This window comes from Rhizobium sp. WSM409 (genome assembly GCF_057653825.1).
In genome coordinates this window covers 3725840-3744250 of the sequence record NZ_CM172794.1, presented here as the reverse complement: position 1 = coordinate 3744250, position 18411 = coordinate 3725840, and the positions used below count along the sequence as shown (strand labels likewise).

General features: G+C 61.7%; 13 protein-coding genes. 4 read left to right on the top strand and 9 right to left on the bottom strand.

From position 1 onward, the window contains the following. Positions 1–5: 5 nt before the first annotated feature. Genes AC25BC_RS18520 through AC25BC_RS18505 form a run of 4 tightly spaced genes read left to right on the top strand, consistent with a single transcriptional unit; the run spans position 6 to position 4321 of the window. Positions 6–347, top strand: a complete 342-nt coding sequence (locus AC25BC_RS18520) for a sarcosine oxidase subunit delta (protein ID WP_012758989.1) — start codon at positions 6–8, stop codon at positions 345–347. Continuing rightward, positions 344–3337 carry a sarcosine oxidase subunit alpha gene (locus AC25BC_RS18515; RefSeq protein WP_012758988.1) on the top strand — a complete coding sequence of 998 codons (2994 nt, stop codon included), beginning with the start codon at positions 344–346 and terminating at the stop codon, positions 3335–3337. The genes AC25BC_RS18520 and AC25BC_RS18515 overlap by 4 nt, the downstream gene beginning before the upstream one ends. Further along, a complete protein-coding gene (locus AC25BC_RS18510) occupies positions 3330–3878 on the top strand; it encodes a sarcosine oxidase subunit gamma (RefSeq protein WP_012758987.1) in 549 nt (182 codons plus the stop codon). The genes AC25BC_RS18515 and AC25BC_RS18510 overlap by 8 nt, the downstream gene beginning before the upstream one ends. Before the next feature lie 44 nt (positions 3879–3922). Continuing rightward, positions 3923–4321 carry a VOC family protein gene (locus tag AC25BC_RS18505; RefSeq protein WP_012758986.1) on the top strand — a complete coding sequence of 133 codons (399 nt, stop codon included), beginning with the start codon at positions 3923–3925 and terminating at the stop codon, positions 4319–4321. 14 nt (positions 4322–4335) lie between these two features. On the opposite strand, the gene AC25BC_RS18500 is transcribed toward AC25BC_RS18505, so the two are convergent. The 9 genes from AC25BC_RS18500 to AC25BC_RS18460 form a co-directional block, all read right to left on the bottom strand. Continuing rightward, positions 4336–4824: a MaoC family dehydratase gene (locus AC25BC_RS18500; RefSeq protein WP_012758985.1), complete on the bottom strand. Its 489-nt coding sequence runs from the start codon at positions 4822–4824 to the stop codon at positions 4336–4338. 90 nt (positions 4825–4914) lie between these two features. Next, positions 4915–6891, bottom strand: a complete 1977-nt coding sequence (glgX, locus tag AC25BC_RS18495) for a glycogen debranching protein GlgX (RefSeq protein WP_012758984.1) — start codon at positions 6889–6891, stop codon at positions 4915–4917. Positions 6892–6903: 12 nt separating this feature from the next. Next, positions 6904–8535 carry an alpha-D-glucose phosphate-specific phosphoglucomutase gene (locus tag AC25BC_RS18490; RefSeq protein ID WP_128438542.1) on the bottom strand — a complete coding sequence of 544 codons (1632 nt, stop codon included), beginning with the start codon at positions 8533–8535 and terminating at the stop codon, positions 6904–6906. A gap of 6 nt (positions 8536–8541) precedes the next feature. After that, entirely contained in the window at positions 8542–9984 is a 1443-nt protein-coding gene (gene glgA, locus AC25BC_RS18485; RefSeq protein ID WP_012758983.1) for a glycogen synthase GlgA, read from the bottom strand. A gap of 3 nt (positions 9985–9987) precedes the next feature. Continuing rightward, a complete protein-coding gene (gene glgC / locus AC25BC_RS18480) occupies positions 9988–11250 on the bottom strand; it encodes a glucose-1-phosphate adenylyltransferase (RefSeq protein ID WP_012758982.1) in 1263 nt (420 codons plus the stop codon). Positions 11251–11269: 19 nt separating this feature from the next. Then, positions 11270–13477 (bottom strand): 1,4-alpha-glucan branching protein GlgB, encoded by a 2208-nt coding sequence (gene glgB / locus AC25BC_RS18475; protein WP_012758981.1) that lies wholly within the window; start codon positions 13475–13477, stop codon positions 11270–11272. After that, positions 13474–15936, bottom strand: coding sequence for a glycogen/starch/alpha-glucan phosphorylase (locus AC25BC_RS18470; RefSeq protein ID WP_012758980.1), 2463 nt, complete (start codon positions 15934–15936; stop codon positions 13474–13476). Before AC25BC_RS18470 ends, glgB begins: the two co-directional genes overlap by 4 nt. Positions 15937–16211: 275 nt before the next feature. Next, a complete protein-coding gene (locus AC25BC_RS18465) occupies positions 16212–17411 on the bottom strand; it encodes a pilus assembly protein (RefSeq protein ID WP_128438541.1) in 1200 nt (399 codons plus the stop codon). A 116-nt stretch (positions 17412–17527) separates the two neighbouring features. Continuing rightward, positions 17528–18406, bottom strand: coding sequence for a transglutaminase family protein (locus AC25BC_RS18460; protein WP_012758978.1), 879 nt, complete (start codon positions 18404–18406; stop codon positions 17528–17530). Between the last annotated feature and the right edge of the window lie 5 nt (positions 18407–18411).

Here is an 18411-nt window from a genome sequence, read left to right as displayed (position 1 = left end):
AACACATGCTGCTGATCTATTGCCCCTACTGTCAGGAAGAGCGCTCCGAGCTCGAATTCCGTGGCGCAGGTGACGCGCATATCGCGCGGCCCGCCGATATCGCCTCGATTTCGGACGAGGAATTCGAGTCTTATTTCTTTATCCGCGACAATCCGAAGGGGCTGATCTTCGAGCGCTGGCGGCATATTCACGGCTGCGGGCGCTTCTTCAACGCGGCGCGCGATACGGTGAGCGACAAGTTCATCATGACCTACAAGGCGGGGGAGCCAAAGCCTGAGATCGGTGCGGCGGCCAAGCAGCATGGGCCTGTCGAGACATATGAAGCCGTGGAAGGAGAGGCGCAATGAGCGGCGTGAACCGTATCGCAGGCAAGGGGCGCCTGACACCGGCCAGGACCGCGCGCTTCAGCTTCGACGGCAAGAGTTATACGGCGCTCGAAGGTGATACCGTCGCCTCGGCGCTGATCGCCAACGGCGTGCATCTCATCGGCCGTTCGTTCAAATATCACCGGGCCCGCGGTATTCTGTCGGCAGGGGCCGAAGAGCCGAACGCGCTGATCGACGTTTCCCGCGATACGGCGCGCAAGCAGCCGAACGTGCGCGCCACCGTGCAGGAAGTCTTCGACGGCATGATCGTCAGCTCGCAAAACCGCTGGCCCTCGCTTGCCTTCGACGTCGGTGCGGTCAACAACCTGATGTCGCCGTTCTTTGCCGCTGGTTTCTACTACAAGACCTTCATGTGGCCGCGCGCCGCCTGGAAACACGTCTACGAACCGCTCATCCGTCGTGCCGCCGGCCTCGGCGTCGCACCGACGGAGGAGGATCCGGACCATTATGCCAGCCGCTATGCCCATTGCGACGTGCTGGTGGTCGGCGCCGGTGTTGCCGGGCTTTCGGCGGCGCTGGCTGCGGCCGAGACCGGCGCCCGCGTGATCCTTTGCGACGAGCAGGCGGAAGCGGGCGGGGCATTGCGCTACGATGCCGGCGTGAGGATCGACGGACAGGACGGCAATAGCTGGGCACAGAAGGCCGTGGCGCGACTGAAGGCGATGGATAATGTCGAAGTGCTCACCCGCACGACCGCCTTCGGCTACTACAACCACAATTTCGTCGGTCTTGCCGAGCGCGTCACCGATCATATTGCCAAGCCTTCCCGCGATCTGCCGCGCGAGCGGCTTTGGCAGGTCCGGGCCAAGCGGGTGATCCTTGCCACCGGCGCGATCGAGCGGCACATGGTGTTTCCGAACAACGACCGGCCGGGCATCATGCTCGCCTCGGCGGGGCGGATGTATCTCAATCATTACGGCGTTGCGGTCGGGGCCAAAGTCGGCATCTACACGGCGCACGACTCGGCCTATGAGGCGGCTTTCGACCTGAAACGATCCGGTGTTTCGATCGCCGCCATCGTCGATTGCAGGCAGACGCCGGGAGCGGCGGTGCTGGAGGAGGCGCGTACGCTCGGCATCGATGTTCTGGCCGGCCAATCGGTCGTCAACACCTCGGGACGGCTGCGCATCTCGTCGATGACGGTGGCGCGCAACGGCGGCGGTTCGCCGCGCAAGATCGCGGTCGATGCGCTGCTGGTTTCGGCCGGCTGGACGCCGTCCGTCCATCTGTTCTCGCAGTCGCGCGGCAAAGTGGCCTTCGATGCCGAAAGCCAGCGTTTCCTGCCCGGCTCCTATGCGCAGGACTGCCTCTCGGTCGGCGCGTGCAACGGCACCGACGACCTGCAGCGGACGATCGAGGAGTCGCTTGCCGCCGGCGAACTGATGGCGCAGGCCACCGGCAGAAGCAGTGGCGAGAAGATCGCAATTTCGGCCGAACAGGCCTATGACTGGACGGGCGGCATGATTGGTGCTGCCGAAGGCGCCGGGCCGAAGACCAACGCCAAGGCCTTTATCGATTTCCAGCATGACGTCTGCGCCAAGGATATCCGCCTTGCCGTGCGCGAGGGCATGCATTCGATCGAGCATATCAAGCGCTTCACGACCAACGGCATGGCCTCGGACCAGGGCAAGCTCTCCAACATGCATGGCCTGGCGATTGCCGCTGAAATGCTCGGCAAGGAAATCCCGCAGGTCGGCCTCACCACCTTCCGTGCGCCCTATACGCCGGTTACCTACGGTACGCTGATCGGTCATTCGCGCGGAGAGCTGTTCGATCCGACGCGCAAGACGCCGCTGCATGCCTGGGAAGAAGCCCATGGCGCGGTCTTCGAGGATGTCGGCAACTGGAAGCGTGCCTGGTTCTATCCGCAGGCCGGCGAGACCATGCATCAGGCGGTGGCTCGCGAATGCCGGACGGCACGCGAGGCGGCCGGTATCTTCGACGCCTCGACGCTCGGCAAGATCGAGGTGGTGGGGCCGGATGCGGCGGAATTTCTCAACCTCATCTACACCAATGCCTGGGACACGCTGAAGCCCGGCAAGGCCCGCTACGGTATCATGACCCGCGAGGACGGTTTCGTTTATGACGACGGCGTTGTCGGACGCCTGGCGGACGACCGTTTCCATGTGACGACGACCACCGGCGGCGCGCCGCGTGTTCTCCATCACATGGAAGATTACCTGCAGACGGAATTCCCGCATCTGAAGGTATGGCTGACTTCGGTGACCGAACAATGGGCTGTCATCGCCGTGCAGGGACCGAAGGCGCGCGAGATCGTCGCGCCGCTGGTCGAAGGGCTCGATCTTTCGAACGAGGCCTTCCCGCATATGAGCGTTGCCGAGTGCACGGTTTGCGGCGTGCCGGCGCGGCTCTTCCGCGTCTCTTTCACCGGTGAAACCGGCTTCGAAATCAATGTGCCGGCCGATTACGGCCAGTCGGTTCTCGAAGCGGTCTGGGCCAATGCTGAGCCGCTCGGCGCCTGCGTCTACGGCACGGAGACGATGCACGTTCTTCGCGCCGAGAAGGGTTACATCATCGTCGGGCAGGATACCGATGGGACGGTGACCCCCGATGACGCCGGACTTTCCTGGGCGGTTTCGAAGAAAAAGACGGATTTCGTCGGCATCCGCGGGTTGAAGCGGCCGGATCTCGTCAAGGACGGGCGCAAACAGCTCGTCGGCCTCGTCACCAAGGACCCGAAGCTGGTGCTCGAAGAAGGCGCGCAGATCGTCGCGAGCCCGAACGAGCCGAAGCCGATGACCATGCTCGGCCACGTCACATCAGCCTATTGGTCGGACAATTGCGGCAGGTCGATTGCCTTCGCGCTCGTCGCCGGCGGCCGGGCGCGGATGGGCGAAACGCTCTATGTGCCGATGCCGGACCGGACGATCGCCGTAGACGTGACGGATCTGGTATTCTTTGACAAGGAAGGGGGGCGCATCCATGGCTGATGTCGCAATTCGCAAACCGGCGCTGGCCGGACGTCTCGGCGGCTCCGCAGCGGTGCGGTTGACGACCGCACCCACGGCCAGCCGGGTGGCGCTACGCGCGCCGGCGGAATCGCTCTCGGCACTTTCTTCTGCTCTCGGCCTGACGCTGCCGGATGCTCCGAAGACATCCGGCCGGGCCGGCGCCCGATCGGCGCTCTGGATTGGCCCGGACGAGTGGCTGGTGATCGATGAGGCCGGCGCCGGTCTGATGGCTGCACTTTCCGCCGCCGGTACGCTGCATTCGGCGACCGACGTTTCCCACCGCAATGTCGCGATCATCGTTTCGGGACCGGGTGCCGAGGCGACGCTTTCGGGCGGCTGCCCACAGGATCTGTCGCTTTCTTCCTTTCCGGTCGGCGCCGCATCGCGCACGGTCTTCGGCAAGGCGGAAATCGTGCTTTTCCGTACGGAAGAAGACACGTTCCGGGTGGAGTGCTGGCGGTCGTTTTCGGATTATGTCTTCGGGCTGCTGAACGAGGCGGCTGAAGACGCTGGGCACTGAGTCTCAGCAAATCGCGGGCGTGCGCTCATTCAAGGGGTAAGCGAATGCTGCACCATGTCTCCCTCGGTGTTTCCGATATCGAGCGGTCGGCGGCATTTTACGATGCCGCCCTTGCCGCGCTCGGCTATATCAGGGTCTGGGACGATATCAGGCCAGGGCAAACAGGGGAGGCAATCGGCTACGGCCTTCCCGGCGGCGGGGACAAGCTGGCGATCAAGCATCGCCCGGACGGCCAGCGTGCGCCCGGCCCGGGTTTTCATCTGGCGTTTGCCGCGCCGAACCGCCAGGCAGTCGATCAGTTTTATGCGGCGGCAATCGCGCATGGCGGCAGCGACAATGGCCGTCCCGGCCTGCGGTCTCATTACGGTGAGCACTATTATGCGGCGTTCGTCATGGATCCCGACGGACATGCTCTCGAAGCCGTGTTCAATTCGGCCGAATAACAAAGCGATTTTGCTCAGATGTCCGCGGGACGGTCCTTCGGGTCGAATTGGATGATGGTGATCCATTTTGCCGTCAGTGCCGGCTTCTTCTCGTTTTCGATCTCGATCGTAACGTCATAGGTGGTCATCAGCATGCCGGCGCCGCGGAAGCGGGCTTCGGAAAGCAGGAAGCGACCGCGAACGCGGGCGCCGCTTTTCACCGGCGTCATGAAGCGGACGCGATCGAAGCCGTAATTGATGCCAAGAGTCTGCTCGCGCACTTTCGGCAGGCAGTTGTAGTTCATCGTCGACAGCAGAGACAGGGTCAGGAAGCCATGGGCGATGGTGCCGCCGAAGGGGCTTTCGGCCGCCGCGCGTGCGGGATCAACGTGGATGAACTGATGGTCGTCAGTCGCCGACGCGAAGGCGTCGATCATCGTCTGGTCGACGGTGACCCAATCCGAAAGGCCCGTTTCCATGCCGATCAATCCCCGCACGTCGGAGAGTGAAATTTCCGTGACCATGAATTCCTCGTGAAATAAGCCGCCGCGGCAAAGCCTTATCGTGCATTTGTGACGATTGCGACAAGGATTTGCGTGCGGGACGGGAGGCGGTCAATTTTCTACGAAAAAGGCAATCGAGCGTGGCTCGACGGTTGCACGGCCACCGGTTTTCTTCGCTCCATCCGGGGTCAACTGGCGCCAGCCCGGTTCGCTCTGAGAAGGCAGCGTGAAAAATTGGCGGCTCCCCGAGCGATTGAAAAGCACACCAAGCCTGGTCTGCCTGCCGCGAGAGGAGCGGTCACCGGTCGATAACAGCATGCCGAGGGTGGAGAGCGACGGCGTCTCCCATTCGGCAACGCTCATCGGTTCGCCGGAAAGCGAAATCCATTCGACATCGCCATTTCCCGCCAGGAAGCCCGTTTCGGAGAAAACGGTGAAACGGCGACGTAACCCTGCAACGAAGGCGGTATGGGCGATGAGACCCTCGTCCAACGCCTTCCAGTCCAGCCAGGTGATCTCGTTGTCCTGGCAATAGGCGTTGTTGTTGCCGTGCTGGCTGCGGCCGCCCTCGTCGCCCGCCGTCAGCATGATGCTGCCGCGGGTGGCAAAAAGCGTTGAGATCAGCGCCATCACATCGTCCCGGCGACGCTTGCGGATCGTCGGATAGACGGTTTCCCCCTCGACGCCGTTGTTCCAGGAATGATTCTCGTTATGGCCGTCGCGATTGTGTTCGCCGTTGGCGTCGTTGTGCTTTGCGGCATAGGAGACGAGATCGATCAGCGTGAAGCCGTCATGGGCGGCGAGAAAATTGACGCTGCGCGTCTCGTTGCCGTCGTTGCGGGAGAAGATGTCGGAGGAGCCGGCAAGTGCGGTTGCCAGCGCGCCGGTCTTCCAATCGTCGCCGCGCCAGTAGCAGCGCAGATCATCGCGAACCCGGTCGTTCCATTCAAGGAAGGGCGGCGGGAAATTGCCGAGCTGGTAACCGCCCGGGCCGATATCCCAGGGTTCGGCGATCATGATCCGGTCGGCAAGCACATCGTCGGAGAGGATCGAGGCCAGTGTTCCGTCGCGTTCGAAGCCCGTCGCGGTGCGGCCGAGTACCGGGGCGAGATCGAAGCGAAAACCGTCGACGCCGGCGTTGAGCACGAAATGGCGTAGGCTGTCGATGACGAGGCGGCGAACCTCAGGATGATCGCAGGCGAGCGTGTTGCCGGTGCCTGTGTCGTTGACGAGTTCGCCCGGGCAATTCTGGGCGTGGCGATAATAATGCAGGTTGTCGAGGCCGCGCAGCGACAGCGTCGCGCCGTAACGGTCGCTCTCGCCGGTATGGTTGAAGACGAGGTCGAGGATGACGGCGATGCCTTCGGCATGGAGGGCCGCGACCGTCTGGCGCAACTCGGTCATGCCGCCAGGCACGAGCCGCGGGTCGAGCGCCATGAAGGCGACGGGATTGTAGCCCCAGCCGTTGGTGAGGCCGAGCGGCGGAAGGTGGCGTTCGTCGATCCAGGCGGTGATCGGCATCAGTTCGACGGCATCGACACCGATCCGCTTCAGATGTGCGACGACGGAGGGATGGGCAAGCGCTGCGACCGTGCCGCGCTCAGCCTCCGGCACGTCGGGATGGAGAATGGTGAAGGGCCGTACCGCCACCTCATAGATAAAGCCGCCCGGTTTGAAGAGCGGCTTGCTGATCGCGGCTCGGGTATCGGTGGTGACAATCGCCTTCGGCATCAGATCCTGGCTGTCCTCGCCATAGATGCCGAGGCGGGGATCGTAGCGGAACGGCCTATCGATCTCCTTGGCGTAGGGATCGATCAGCAGTTTGGAGGGATCGAACCAGAGGCCGTTATCGGGCGCATAAATACCGTCGGCGCGATAGCCGTAGCGCGCGCCCGCCTTCAATCCGTCGACAAACAGTCGATGGATGTGGTTGCTGTCGCGCGCCATCGGCAGGCGCGCGAATTCCCTGTTGCCGTCATCCTCGAAGAGGCAGAGTTCGATCTGTGCGGCATGATGCGACCATACGGCAAATTCGACGCCGGTCTCGAAGACGATCGCGCCGGCTTGCGCCGAACTGTTCCCCCGCATGTTCCCCCCGGATCAGGTGATCACGGTTGGCGCATCGCGTCCCGTGCGTTCACGAATGCTGGCTATGCTTTCGGCGGCGGCGATCAGATCGGCGAGCGCTTCTTGCGTTTCGATGTTGTGACGAGTCGAATCCGGCTCGTAGCGCTCGATATAGACGCGCAAGGTTGCGCCAGACGTGCCGGTGCCGGACAGGCGGAAGACGACGCGGGAGCCGCCTTCGAAGAGCACGCGGATGCCTTGATGCTCGCTCACCGATTTGTCGATCGGATCGTGATAGGCGAAGTCGTCGGCCTTCTCGACCTTCAGGTTGCCGAAGCTCTTGCCGGGCAGGGTGGGAAGCTGGCTGCGCAGATTGTCCACCAAGCCGTTCGCCGCATCGGTGTCGAGGCCTTCATAATCATGGCGCGAATAATAGTTGCGGCCGTAGGTCTGCCAATGCTGGGTGACGATATCGGCGACGCTCTCGCCGCGCACTGCAAGAATGTTCAGCCACAGCAGCACGGCCCAGAGGCCATCCTTTTCGCGGACGTGGCTGGAGCCGGTGCCGGAGCTTTCCTCACCACAGATCGTCGCCATGCCGGCGTCGAGTAGGTTGCCGAAGAACTTCCAGCCGGTCGGCGTTTCGTACATGCCGATGCCGCGCTTTTCGGCGACGCGGTCGGCAGCACCCGATGTCGGCATCGAGCGGGCGATGCCGGCGAGCCCGCCGGAATAGCCGGGGGCGAGATTGGCGTTGGCGGCAAGGATCGCCAGGCTGTCGGACGGCGTGACGAAGATGCCGCGGCCGATGATCAGATTGCGGTCGCCGTCGCCGTCGGAAGCTGCGCCGAAATCGGGCGCGTCATCGCCCATCATTTCATCGAAGAGTTCCTTGCAGTGCACCGGGTTCGGGTCCGGATGATGGCCGCCGAAATCCGGCAGCGGCATGAAGTTGCGCACCGAGCCCGAGGGAGCGCCGAGACGATTTTCGAAGATTTCCTTGGCATAGGGGCCAGTGACGGCGCTCATCCCATCGAAGGCAATGCGGAAGCCGAGGCTGATCAGATTGCGGATGGCGCCGAAATCGAACAGCTCTTCCATCAGCGCGGCATAGTCCTCGACCGGATCGATAATCGAGAGGATCGTGCCGCCGGGAAGCTCGTCCTTGCCGATGCGGTCGAGATTGACGTCGGCGAAATCGGCGATCTTGTAGCTGTCGATCGTCTTGGAGCGCGCATAGATAGCGTCGGTGATCTTTTCCGGCGCCGGGCCGCCATTGTTGATGTTGTATTTGATGCCGAAGTCTTCGGTCGGGCCGCCGGGGTTGTGGCTTGCGGAGAGGATGATGCCACCGAAAGCCTTGTATTTGCGGATGATGTGGGAAGCGGCCGGCGTCGACAGGATGCCGCCCTTGCCGACCATGACCTTGCCGAAGCCATTGGCCGCGGCCATCTTGACCGCCTTCTGGATGACCTCGCGATTGTAGTAGCGTCCGTCGCCGCCGATGACGAGGCACTTGCCCTGATAGCCTTCCAGCGAATCGAAGATCGACTGGATGAAGTTCTCTGCATAGTTCGGCTGCTGGAAGACCGGAACCTTCTTGCGCAGGCCCGACGTGCCGGGTTTCTGGTCCAGATAGGGCGTGGTGGAGACGGACTTGATCATTTTAGGTCACATGCCTTTCGAGACGAGGCTTGAATAGAGGGCAGCGTAGCGTTCGGCGCTCTTCTCCCAGGAGACATCCGATTTCATGCCCTGCTTTTGCAATTGGGTCCAGAGTTTTCGGTCCTGATAAAAATGCATCGCACGGCGGATTGCCTGTAGCATGCCTGTTTCTGTCACGGGGGCAAATTGTATGCCGGTTGCGACTTTCGCTGCAAGTGCGGCGTGATTGGCGTCGATCACGGTGTCATTCAACCCGCCGGTGCGGGCCACGATCGGCACGCAGCCGTAACGCAGGCCGTAAAGCTGGGTCAGGCCGCAGGGTTCGAATCGCGAGGGGATGACGATCGCATCGCAGCCGGCCTGCATCAGGTGCGACATCGGCTCGTTGTAGCCGATCGAAACGCCGATGCGGCCGGGATGGCGGCTGGCGGAGGCGAGCAGAGCGCCTTCAAGGGCGGCTTCGCCGGAGCCGAGCACGACGAGCTTGCCGCCCATGGCGACGATCTCATCGGCGATGTTGGCGACGACATCCATGCCCTTCTGCCAGGTGAGACGGCTGATGACGCAGAAGATCGGGGCGTCGTCATTGTCGAGGTGGAAGAATTCGGCGATCGAGCGACGGTTCTCCTCGCGGTTCTTCAGCGTCGTCGAGCCGTAGTGGGTGTGGACGACAGGATCGGTCGCCGGGTTCCAGATATCGGTGTCGATGCCGTTGACGATGCCGTGCAGATCGTCGATGCGGCTGGCGATGACGCCCTCGAGCCCCATGCCGAATTCCGACGTCAGAATCTCATCGGCATAGGTCGGGCTGACTGTCGTGATCGCATGGGCGGTCTTAAGGCCGCCCTTGAGAAAGCCGATAGTGCCGTAATATTCGATGCTTTCGGTGGCGAAGGCATGGGCAGGCAGGCGCAGGCCGGCAAAGATCTCGGAACCGAACTGGCCCTGGAAGGCGATGTTGTGGATGGTCAGAACGCTCGGCAGTTCCGGCGTCGGATAATAACGCATATAGACGGACGTCAGCGCCGCCTGCCAGTCGTGAGTGTGGACGAGATCCGGCTTCCAGCCGGGCAGCAGACCGGCGGCGATCTCGGAGGCGGCGAGCGACAGGGCGGCAAAACGACGCCAGTTGTCGGGATAGTCCTTGCCGAGCGGATCGAGATAGGGTCCGCCCGGCCTGTCGTAATAGGCCGGGGCATCGAGGATGAGCAGATCGAGGCCCTCGTGCTGGACCTCGAGTACGGTCGCCCGTTCACCGAGCAGGTCGGGGAATTCGAGCCTGACGACCGCGTCGCGAATGACCTTCATGACGGCGGGATAGCCGGGTAGAAGGGTCTTGGTCTCGACCCCGAAGGCTTTCAGAGCAATCGGCAGGGCGCCGGACACATCGGCCAGACCCCCTGTCTTGATCAAAGGGAAGACTTCGGACGAAACCGAAAGAACTTTCATAAGTCAGATATCCAGCTTGTCGATCATCGGTTGCGTGATCAGGCAGATGCCGCTTTCCGTCCGCCGGAAGCGCTTGGCATCGAGCTCGGGATCCTCGCCGACGACCAGACCTTCCGGAATGACGACACCATGGTCGATCACCACATTCTTGAGCTGCGCGCGCCGTCCGACCTTCACGTTCGGCAGGACGACCGCTCCTTCCAACTTGGAGAAGGAGTTGGCCCTGACGCCCGTGAAGAGCAGGCTGTTGTTGAGCATGGCGCCTGAAATGATGCAATCGCCTGACACAACTGAGGAGGTGGCCGAGCCGCGGCGATCCTCGTCGTCATGGACGAATTTCGCCGGCGGGGTAATCTCGGCATAGGTCCAGATCGGCCAGGACTTGTCGTAGATATCGAGCTCCGGAACGATCGCTGTCAGGTCGATATTGGCCTGCCAATAGGCGTCGATCGTGCCGACGTCGCGCCAGTAGGGCTCGTGCTCGAAATCCGAACGGACGCAGGACTTGGCGAAGCGGTGGGCGACCGCCTTACCGTTCTTGACGATATAGGGGATGATGTCCTTGCCGAAGTCGCGGCTCGAGGTCGGATCGGCGGCGTCGCGGCGCAGCGCATCGAGCAGGAACTTGGTGTGGAAGACGTAGATGCCCATCGAGGCGAGGGCGAAATCCGGCTTGTCGGGAATGGGCGGCGGATCGGCCGGTTTCTCGACGAAGGCGATGATCTCGTCCTTCTCGTTGACATGCATGACGCCGAAGCCGACCGCTTCCATGCGCGGCACTTCCAAGCAGCCGATGGTGACGTCGGCGCCGGAATCGACGTGCTGCTGCAGCATCCATTCATAGTCCATCTTATAGACGTGGTCGCCGGCAAGAATGACCATGTATTCGACGCCGTAATCCTGGATGATGTCGATGTTCTGATAGACGGCATCGGCCGTGCCTTCATACCATTGCGTCTCGGAGACGCGCTGGCTGGCCGGCAGGATATCGAAGCTTTCGTTGCGCTCGGGGCGGAAGAAGTTCCAGCCGCGTTGCATGTGGCGGATCAGCGAATGCGCCTTGTATTGCGTGGCAACGCCGATACGGCGAATGCCGGAATTCAGGGCATTCGACAGGGCGAAATCGATGATGCGGGCCTTGCCGCCGAAATAGACGGCCGGCTTGGCACGCCGGTCGGTGAGTTCCTTGAGACGGCTTCCTCTACCGCCCGCCAGAACATAAGCCATTGCATCGCGGGCAAGTGGCTGAACGCGCTTTTCTACCATTTTCTCCTCCCACCAGTCACTAATTTTCAGGTTCAAGCATGATTGTCGCCAAGGGCGGCAAGGTAATCGAGCAGGTGATGTTGCCGCCGGCATCGACGGCCTGCACGCGCCCGCCATTGCCCTTGCCGCTGCCGCCGTAGATGTCGGCATCGGTGTTCAGGATTTCCCGCCAGCGACCTGCGGACGGCAGGCGGATCGAGTAATTCTCGCGATAGACAGGGGTGAAATTGGTGATGACGGCGACCGGCTTCTGGCCCGGCGCCTTGCGCAGCCAGGCAAAGACGGAATTCTGGTGGTCGTCGGCGACCAGCCATTCGAAACCTTCGCCCTCGCAGTCACGCTCATGCAGCGCCGGCTTGCTGCGATAGGTGAAATTGAGGTCACGCACCAGGCGCCGGATGCCCTCGTGCATGCGATACTGAAGCAGGTTCCAGTCGAGTGCCTTCTCTTCGCTCCACTCGCTCCACTGGGCGAATTCCTGGCCCATGAACAGCAGCTTCTTGCCGGGATAGCCCCACATATAGGCGTAGTAGGCACGCAGATTGGCGAATTTCTGCCAGTCGTCGCCCGGCATCTTGGCGATCAGCGAGCCTTTTCCATGGACAACCTCGTCATGCGAGAGCGGCAGGACGAAATTTTCCGAATAGGCGTAGAGCAGGCCGAAGGTGAGTTCGTTGTGATGGTGGCCGCGATAGATAGGATCGCGGCTCATGTAGCTCAGCGTGTCGTGCATGAAGCCCATGTTCCACTTGAAGCCAAAACCGAGGCCGCCTTCATGCACGGGCTGCGAGACTTTCGGCCAGGAGGTCGATTCCTCGGCGATGGTCATGACGTTGGAATTTTTGCCATAGATGCGGATGTTGAGATCCTGCAGAAAACGGACCGCTTCGAGGTTCTCGTTGCCGCCATATTCGTTCGGGATCCACTCGCCGTGCTTGCGCGAATAATCGAGGTAGAGCATCGAAGCGACGGCATCGACACGCAGACCGTCGAGGTGGAATTTTTCGGCCCAGTAGAGCGCGTTGTTAACGAGATAGGAAACGACCTCGGTGCGGCCGAAATTGTAGATCGCCGTGCTCCAGTCCGGGTGGAAGCCCTTGCGCGGATCTTCGTGCTCGTAGAGCGCCGTGCCGTCGAACCAGCCGAGACCGTGTTCGTCGGTCGGAAAATGCGCCGGCACCCAGTCGAGGATGACGCCGATGCCGACCTTGTGGCAGCCGTTGACGAAACGGGCAAAACCCTCCGGCTCGCCGAAACGAGCGGTCGGCGCATAGAGGCCGGTCGTCTGGTAACCCCAAGAGGGGTCGTAGGGATACTCGGTGATCGGCAGGAATTCGATATGGGTGAAGCCCATGTCGGCGCAATAGGGGATGAGGCTGGAGGCGAGCTCGTCCCAGGACAGCATCGTGCCGTCCTGCCGGCGTTGCCAGGAGGCGGCATGCACCTCGTAGATCGAGATCGGCTGGCGGCGCTTGTCGGTCTCGCGCCAGTGCTTCAGATGGGCCTCGTCTTCCCACTCCTGCTCCAGCTCGGCGGCGGTGATCGAGGCGGTCTTCGGTCGGAGCTCGCTGCGCCGCGCAAAGGGATCTGCCTTTAGCGGCAGCAATACGCCGTCCTGGCCGCGGATCTCGAACTTGTAGGCAACGCCGATCGGTACGTCAGGGGCAAAGATTTCCCAGATGCCGCTGTCGGCACGGAAGCGCATCACGTGGCGGCGGCCGTCCCAATTGTTGAAATCACCGACGACGGAGACGCGCTGTGCGTTCGGCGCCCAGACGGCAAAATGGATGCCCTGGGCGCCGTCGTGCTTGATGAGGTGGGCGCCCATCTTGTCGAACAGGCGCAGATGCGAACCCTGGCGGGCGAAATAATCGTCCATCGGTCCGAGCACCGGACCGAAGCTGTAGGGATCGGTGACTGCCCATTCGGCATCGCCGCGCCGGGCGCGGTAACGCACCGGCTGGAGCTTTGTGAGGGAAACCGGGCCGGCAAAGACGCCGTCGGCATGGAGCTGCTTCAGTTCGCCGATGACGCCGCCATCGAGCGTCATGGCGGTCACCTCTTCGGCGCCCTGGATGAAGCACCGGGCGACGAAGGTGTCGCCGGCCTGGTGCAAACCGAGGACGGCAAACGGATTGGAATGCGAGCCGGCAAGGATTGCCGTGATTTCATCTGCCGAAATTTCCCAGGAAAGCTTTACTTCAGGGACGGTCTTCGGCGTTTTCATCCGGCTCTCCAGATTTCGTCTGCATATTGCCTGATGGTACGGTCGGAAGAGAACCAGCCCATCCGCGCCGTATTGTTGATCGTCTTGGTGTACCAGGCGGACTGGTTGGTCCAGATCTGGTCGACCTCGCGCTGGGCCTGGGCGTAGGCGTCGAAATCGGCTGCGACCATGAACCAATCGTGCGAATAGATGCCATCGATCAGCGATGTATAGCGATTGCGGTCATCGGGCGAGAAGACGCCGGAGCCGATGGCGGCAAGCGCCTGGGCGAGTTCGCGCGATCCCTCGATGATGGCGCGCGGATTGTGGCCATCGCTGCGGACTTTCGACACCTCGTCGGCCTTGAGACCGAAGATGACGATGTTGTCCTCGCCAACATTGTCGCGCATCTCGACATTGGCGCCATCGAGCGTGCCGATCGTCAGCGCGCCATTGAGGCCGAATTTCATGTTGCCGGTGCCGGATGCTTCCATGCCGGCGGTCGAGATCTGCTCCGAGAGGTCGGCGGCCGGAACCATGACTTCGGCAAGCGAGACATTGTAGTTCGGGACGAAGACGATCTTCAGCAGGCCGCGCACCGACGGGTCGTTGTTGATCGTGCGGGAGACGTCGTTGATCAGCTTGATGATGAGCTTGGCATTGTAATAACTCGGCGCCGCCTTGCCGGCGAAGAGTTTCACGCGCGGCACCCAGTCGAGCTCGGGATGCGAGCGGATCTGGTCGTAGAGCGCGACGGCCTCGATGATATTAAGCAGCTGGCGCTTGTATTCATGGATGCGCTTGATCTGGATGTCGAACATCGCCGACGGATCGAGCTTCACGCCCATGCGGCTGGCGACGAGGTTGGAGAGTGCCACCTTGTTGGCGCGCTTTACCGCTGCAAACTTCTGCTGGAAAGCCGGATCGGAAGAATGCACGTCGAGCGCACGCAGCTTTTCGGCATCATCGAGGAATTCGTCGCCGATGGCCTCGCGGATCAGGCCGGTGAGACCGGGATTGCACTGCTGCAGCCAGCGGCGCGGCGTGATGCCGTTGGTCTTGTTGTTGATGCGGTTAGGATAGAGCTTGTGCAGGTCGGCGAAGACCGTGACCTTCATCAGGTCGGTGTGCAGGGCCGAAACGCCGTTGATCGAATGCGAGCCGACGAAAGCGAGGTTGCCCATGCGCACGCGGCGGTCGCCGCTTTCATCGATCAGCGAGATCGAGCGGATTTCCCCATCGGAGAAGTTCTTGCCCTTGCGGGCGTCGATCAGGATCTTGGCATTGATCGCATAGATGATCTGCATGTGGCGCGGCAGCAGACGCTCGAACAGTGGCACCGCCCAGCTTTCCAACGCTTCGGGCAGAAGCGTGTGGTTGGTGTAGGAGAAGGTTTGGCGGGTAATTTCCCAGGCCTGGTCGAAATCCATCCCGTGTACGTCACAGAGTAGACGCACGAGTTCGGCGACCGAGACGGCGGGGTGAGTGTCGTTCAGCTGGATCGCCACCTTGTCCGGCAGCGAGGTGAAATCGTCGTATTGCTGCAGATGGCGGCGCAGGATGTCCTGCAGCGAGGCCGACGAGAAGAAGAATTCCTGGCGCAGACGCAGTTCCTGGCCGGCCGGGGTGGCGTCGGCAGGATAGAGAACCCGGGTCAGGCTTTCGGCCTTGTTGCTTTCGCGCAGAGCGCCGATGTGGTCGCCGGCGTTGAAGGCATCGAGCAGGATCGGATCGATCGGTTGCGCCGACCAGAGGCGCAGCGTGTTGACGCGCTTGCCGCGCCAGCCGACGGCCGGCGTGTCGAAGGCGGCGGCGATGACGCGCTCGGCCGGTTTCCAGACGTAGCGCGGCTGGTCGTCATGGGTGGTGATGAATTCGACGGCGCCGCCGAAGCCGATTTCATAGGCGCTTTCGCGGCGTTCGAATTCCCAAGGATTGCCGTGGGCGAGCCAGTTTTCCGGCAGTTCCACCTGCCAGCCGTCGGCCAACTGCTGGCGGAAGAGGCCGTGGACATAGCGGATGCCGTAGCCGTAGGCCGGGACGTCGACCGTTGCCATGCTCTCCATGAAACAGGCAGCCAGACGGCCGAGGCCGCCGTTACCGAGTGCGGCGTCCGGCTCCAGGCCGGCGATGACGTTGACGTCGACGCCGAGCGAGGCGAGTGCATCGCGCACCTCCTCCATCAGGCCGAGGTTCGAAACGGCGTCGCGCATCAGCCGGCCGATCAGGAATTCGAGAGAAAGATAATAGACGCGCTTAGCGCCGGTCGCATAAACCTCGCGGGTGGAAGCCATCCACCTGTCGATGATGCGGTCGCGCACCACCAGGATCGTCGCGGTCAGCCAGTCATGCGGCTTTGCCACCTTGGCATCCTTGCCGATGCGGTAGGTCAGACGTTCGATAATTTCTTCAGCGAGAATTTCCGGCCTTGAACTGCGAGGGGCGGGGGAGGGGATGATCGGCTTGGAAACAGTGTTCATCGTCAGGTCTCGCCAATTTTAATTTTGTTTCAGGATGTTATGCCTGATTCAATCAATTTGTCGCTTGCGCAGCCGACAGTTTATGCATCGTTACTAAGCACTTGCAACAAAGGATTTGGACAAACGAAAAATTTGCGAAACCTTCATATTCACGCGGGTCGAGGGGCTTGATTTCAATCGCTTTTCCCGATCTGATGCGCCGAACGAGCACAACGAAAAGCCGCACCGGTTTGTTCCGGCGCGGCTTTTCGTTTCCCATTTCTCTGGGCGTTGTATCAGTTCGTCAGACGCGTGACCTGATTGGATGCTTTCATGCCGATTTCCTTGAATGCCTTCAGGAGCGCCGTCATGTCGCCAGCGGGAAAATAGTTGCCCGGCGCTGTCGCGCAATAGCTCAGCAGAGCCTGGCCACGCGCCGGCGCCATAAAGGCAATCGTATAGACCTGCATCTTGGCGTCGCGCGCCTTGTCGCACCACGTCTTCGTTTCGGTGTCGGCGGAGGTATAGTTGTTGTCTCCGTCCGTCATGAAGACGATGTATTTTGTCGGAACCTGTCCCGTCTTGTCCACGTGCGCCTTGTCTTCGGCCGCGTCGGCAAGCTTATTATAGGCCGTCTTGAATGCCTCGCCAGAGTCCGTACCGTCGGTCGTCGTCAGCTTGTTGACATATTTGGTGACGTGGGCCGTTCCCCAATCCAGCGCTTTCGCTTTCTGCATCTCGATATTGTAGGAAACGGCACCCGTGCGGACATATTCCTTTTCGGGATCGACTGCGTCGAGTTCGCCCGTCAGCGAGCCGACGGCAAGCTTTAGGGCTTCGATTTTGGTGTAGTAGTGAGGACGCGTATCGGTGCAGGTCTTCTTCTTGGTTACGTTGCCGTATCTGTCTTTTTCGCTGCAGTCGTAATTGTATTCTTCCGTAGGATCTGACGCGTTGACCGTCGCGGTATCCTCGCCCATTGAGCCGGATCTGTCGAGGACGAGGAACATCGAGACGGAGCCTTGGGTTTGCGAATTGCCGCTGGTCGTCGTGCTCGACGTTGAAATGTTCTGCGTCGTGAACCCGATCGTCTGCATCAGCGGATTGACCGCGATGTTGTAGTCGGGCGAAACCGTCACTTGATAGGATGTCGACTTGCCCGATGTCGTTGTCCGGACATCGACGCCCGTCGTGCTCTTGATATCGATGCCGCTCTGCAGGTAATTCGCCATTTGTCCGGCGACGAAATCCCGCGCGAAGGCCTCGGCCTGCGAGGTTTGGATCGTGCCGTTTGCCAGGGCGGTCGCGGTTGCCAGCGCGGCAGAATCGGCGGCTTCCTGCAATTGCTGTTTCGAGAGCAATAGGTCGCCCACCTGGATCGCCATGCCGGCAGCACCAAAGAGGACGGGCAATACGATCGCCGTCATTATACCGAAATTACCGCCACGGTCGCCAAGCATGCGACGCAGGCAGGGATGCAAAAAGGAGGTGCTCATCATGTTCACCCGTGTAGGAGGCCCTGTGCGGTGATATTAGGCACGCTCCTCCTTTCCGCTGTCCTTACGGCGTCAATACAATTTTAACGAATCGTCGGATTTTTCCAGTTTTGGGATTATTTCAGTGGGATCACGTCGACCGCCTGGACGGCGCGTTGGCCGCCATAACTTTTCAATACGCCGATGACGGGAACGACGTCGGAATAGTCCCGGCCATAGGCGACCACGATGTGGTCTGTGCCGGCGGGGATGTCGTTGGTCGGGTCGAGCTCGATCCAGCCGTTCGTCTCGCCGCACCAGATCCTGACCCAGGCATGCATGGCGTCCGCCCCTTCCAGCCGTTCCTTGCCGGGCGGCGGGATGGTGCGCAGGAAGCCGGAGACGTAGCCGGCCGGAATGCCGAGGCTTCTAAGCGCCAGGATCATGATGTGGGTGAAATCCTGGCAGACGCCGCGCTTCAATCTGAACGCCTCGAGCGGCGTCGTGTCCACCGTTGTCGCGTCAGGATCGTAGGTGAAATCCTTGTTGATCCGGCTACAGAGCGCATGGGCGATCTGCATCGCCGTCAGATCAGGCACGGCCCAGCTTTGCGCATAGTCGGCGATCTCGCGGGCTTGGGTCAGGCGCGGGCTGTCGCCAAGGAAATGGTGCGGCGAATCCGGCGCCAGCGACCAGATTCCGGCGACCTCCTCCGGCAGGTCGGCAAGCAGCGGCGAGAAATCGGCGGCGATCGGCTGGCTTTCCACCTGCACGCGGGCCTGCATGCGAATGTCGAGCGTCTCGTGCGGCGCGCGCAGCATGAAGGAGGTGGTGGGATGATGGAAGAAATCGACGAAATGCGACTGCTCGTCCGGCGTCGGCGAGATGGTGATCGAGCCGGCGACCAGGCGCTGTCGATTGGTCAGCGACAGCGGCATCAGGCGCATGACGTGGCGAGCGCCGGAGGCCGGCACGTCGTAGATGTAACCCATGCGGAGGGAGAGATCGTAGAGCATCGCCG

Coding starts and splice junctions, on each gene's coding strand:
- AC25BC_RS18520 (WP_012758989.1), top strand. CDS start 6: ATGCTGCTGATCTATTGCCCCTACTGTCAGGAAGAGCGCTCCGAGCTC.
- AC25BC_RS18515 (WP_012758988.1), top strand. CDS start 344: ATGAGCGGCGTGAACCGTATCGCAGGCAAGGGGCGCCTGACACCGGCC.
- AC25BC_RS18510 (WP_012758987.1), top strand. CDS start 3,330: ATGGCTGATGTCGCAATTCGCAAACCGGCGCTGGCCGGACGTCTCGGC.
- AC25BC_RS18505 (WP_012758986.1), top strand. CDS start 3,923: ATGCTGCACCATGTCTCCCTCGGTGTTTCCGATATCGAGCGGTCGGCG.
- AC25BC_RS18500 (WP_012758985.1), bottom strand. CDS start 4,824: ATGGTCACGGAAATTTCACTCTCCGACGTGCGGGGATTGATCGGCATG.
- glgX (WP_012758984.1), bottom strand. CDS start 6,891: ATGCGGGGGAACAGTTCGGCGCAAGCCGGCGCGATCGTCTTCGAGACC.
- AC25BC_RS18490 (WP_128438542.1), bottom strand. CDS start 8,535: ATGATCAAGTCCGTCTCCACCACGCCCTATCTGGACCAGAAACCCGGC.
- glgA (WP_012758983.1), bottom strand. CDS start 9,984: ATGAAAGTTCTTTCGGTTTCGTCCGAAGTCTTCCCTTTGATCAAGACA.
- glgC (WP_012758982.1), bottom strand. CDS start 11,250: ATGGTAGAAAAGCGCGTTCAGCCACTTGCCCGCGATGCAATGGCTTAT.
- glgB (WP_012758981.1), bottom strand. CDS start 13,477: ATGAAAACGCCGAAGACCGTCCCTGAAGTAAAGCTTTCCTGGGAAATT.
- AC25BC_RS18470 (WP_012758980.1), bottom strand. CDS start 15,936: ATGAACACTGTTTCCAAGCCGATCATCCCCTCCCCCGCCCCTCGCAGT.
- AC25BC_RS18465 (WP_128438541.1), bottom strand. CDS start 17,411: ATGAGCACCTCCTTTTTGCATCCCTGCCTGCGTCGCATGCTTGGCGAC.
- AC25BC_RS18460 (WP_012758978.1), bottom strand. CDS start 18,406: ATGCTCTACGATCTCTCCCTCCGCATGGGTTACATCTACGACGTGCCG.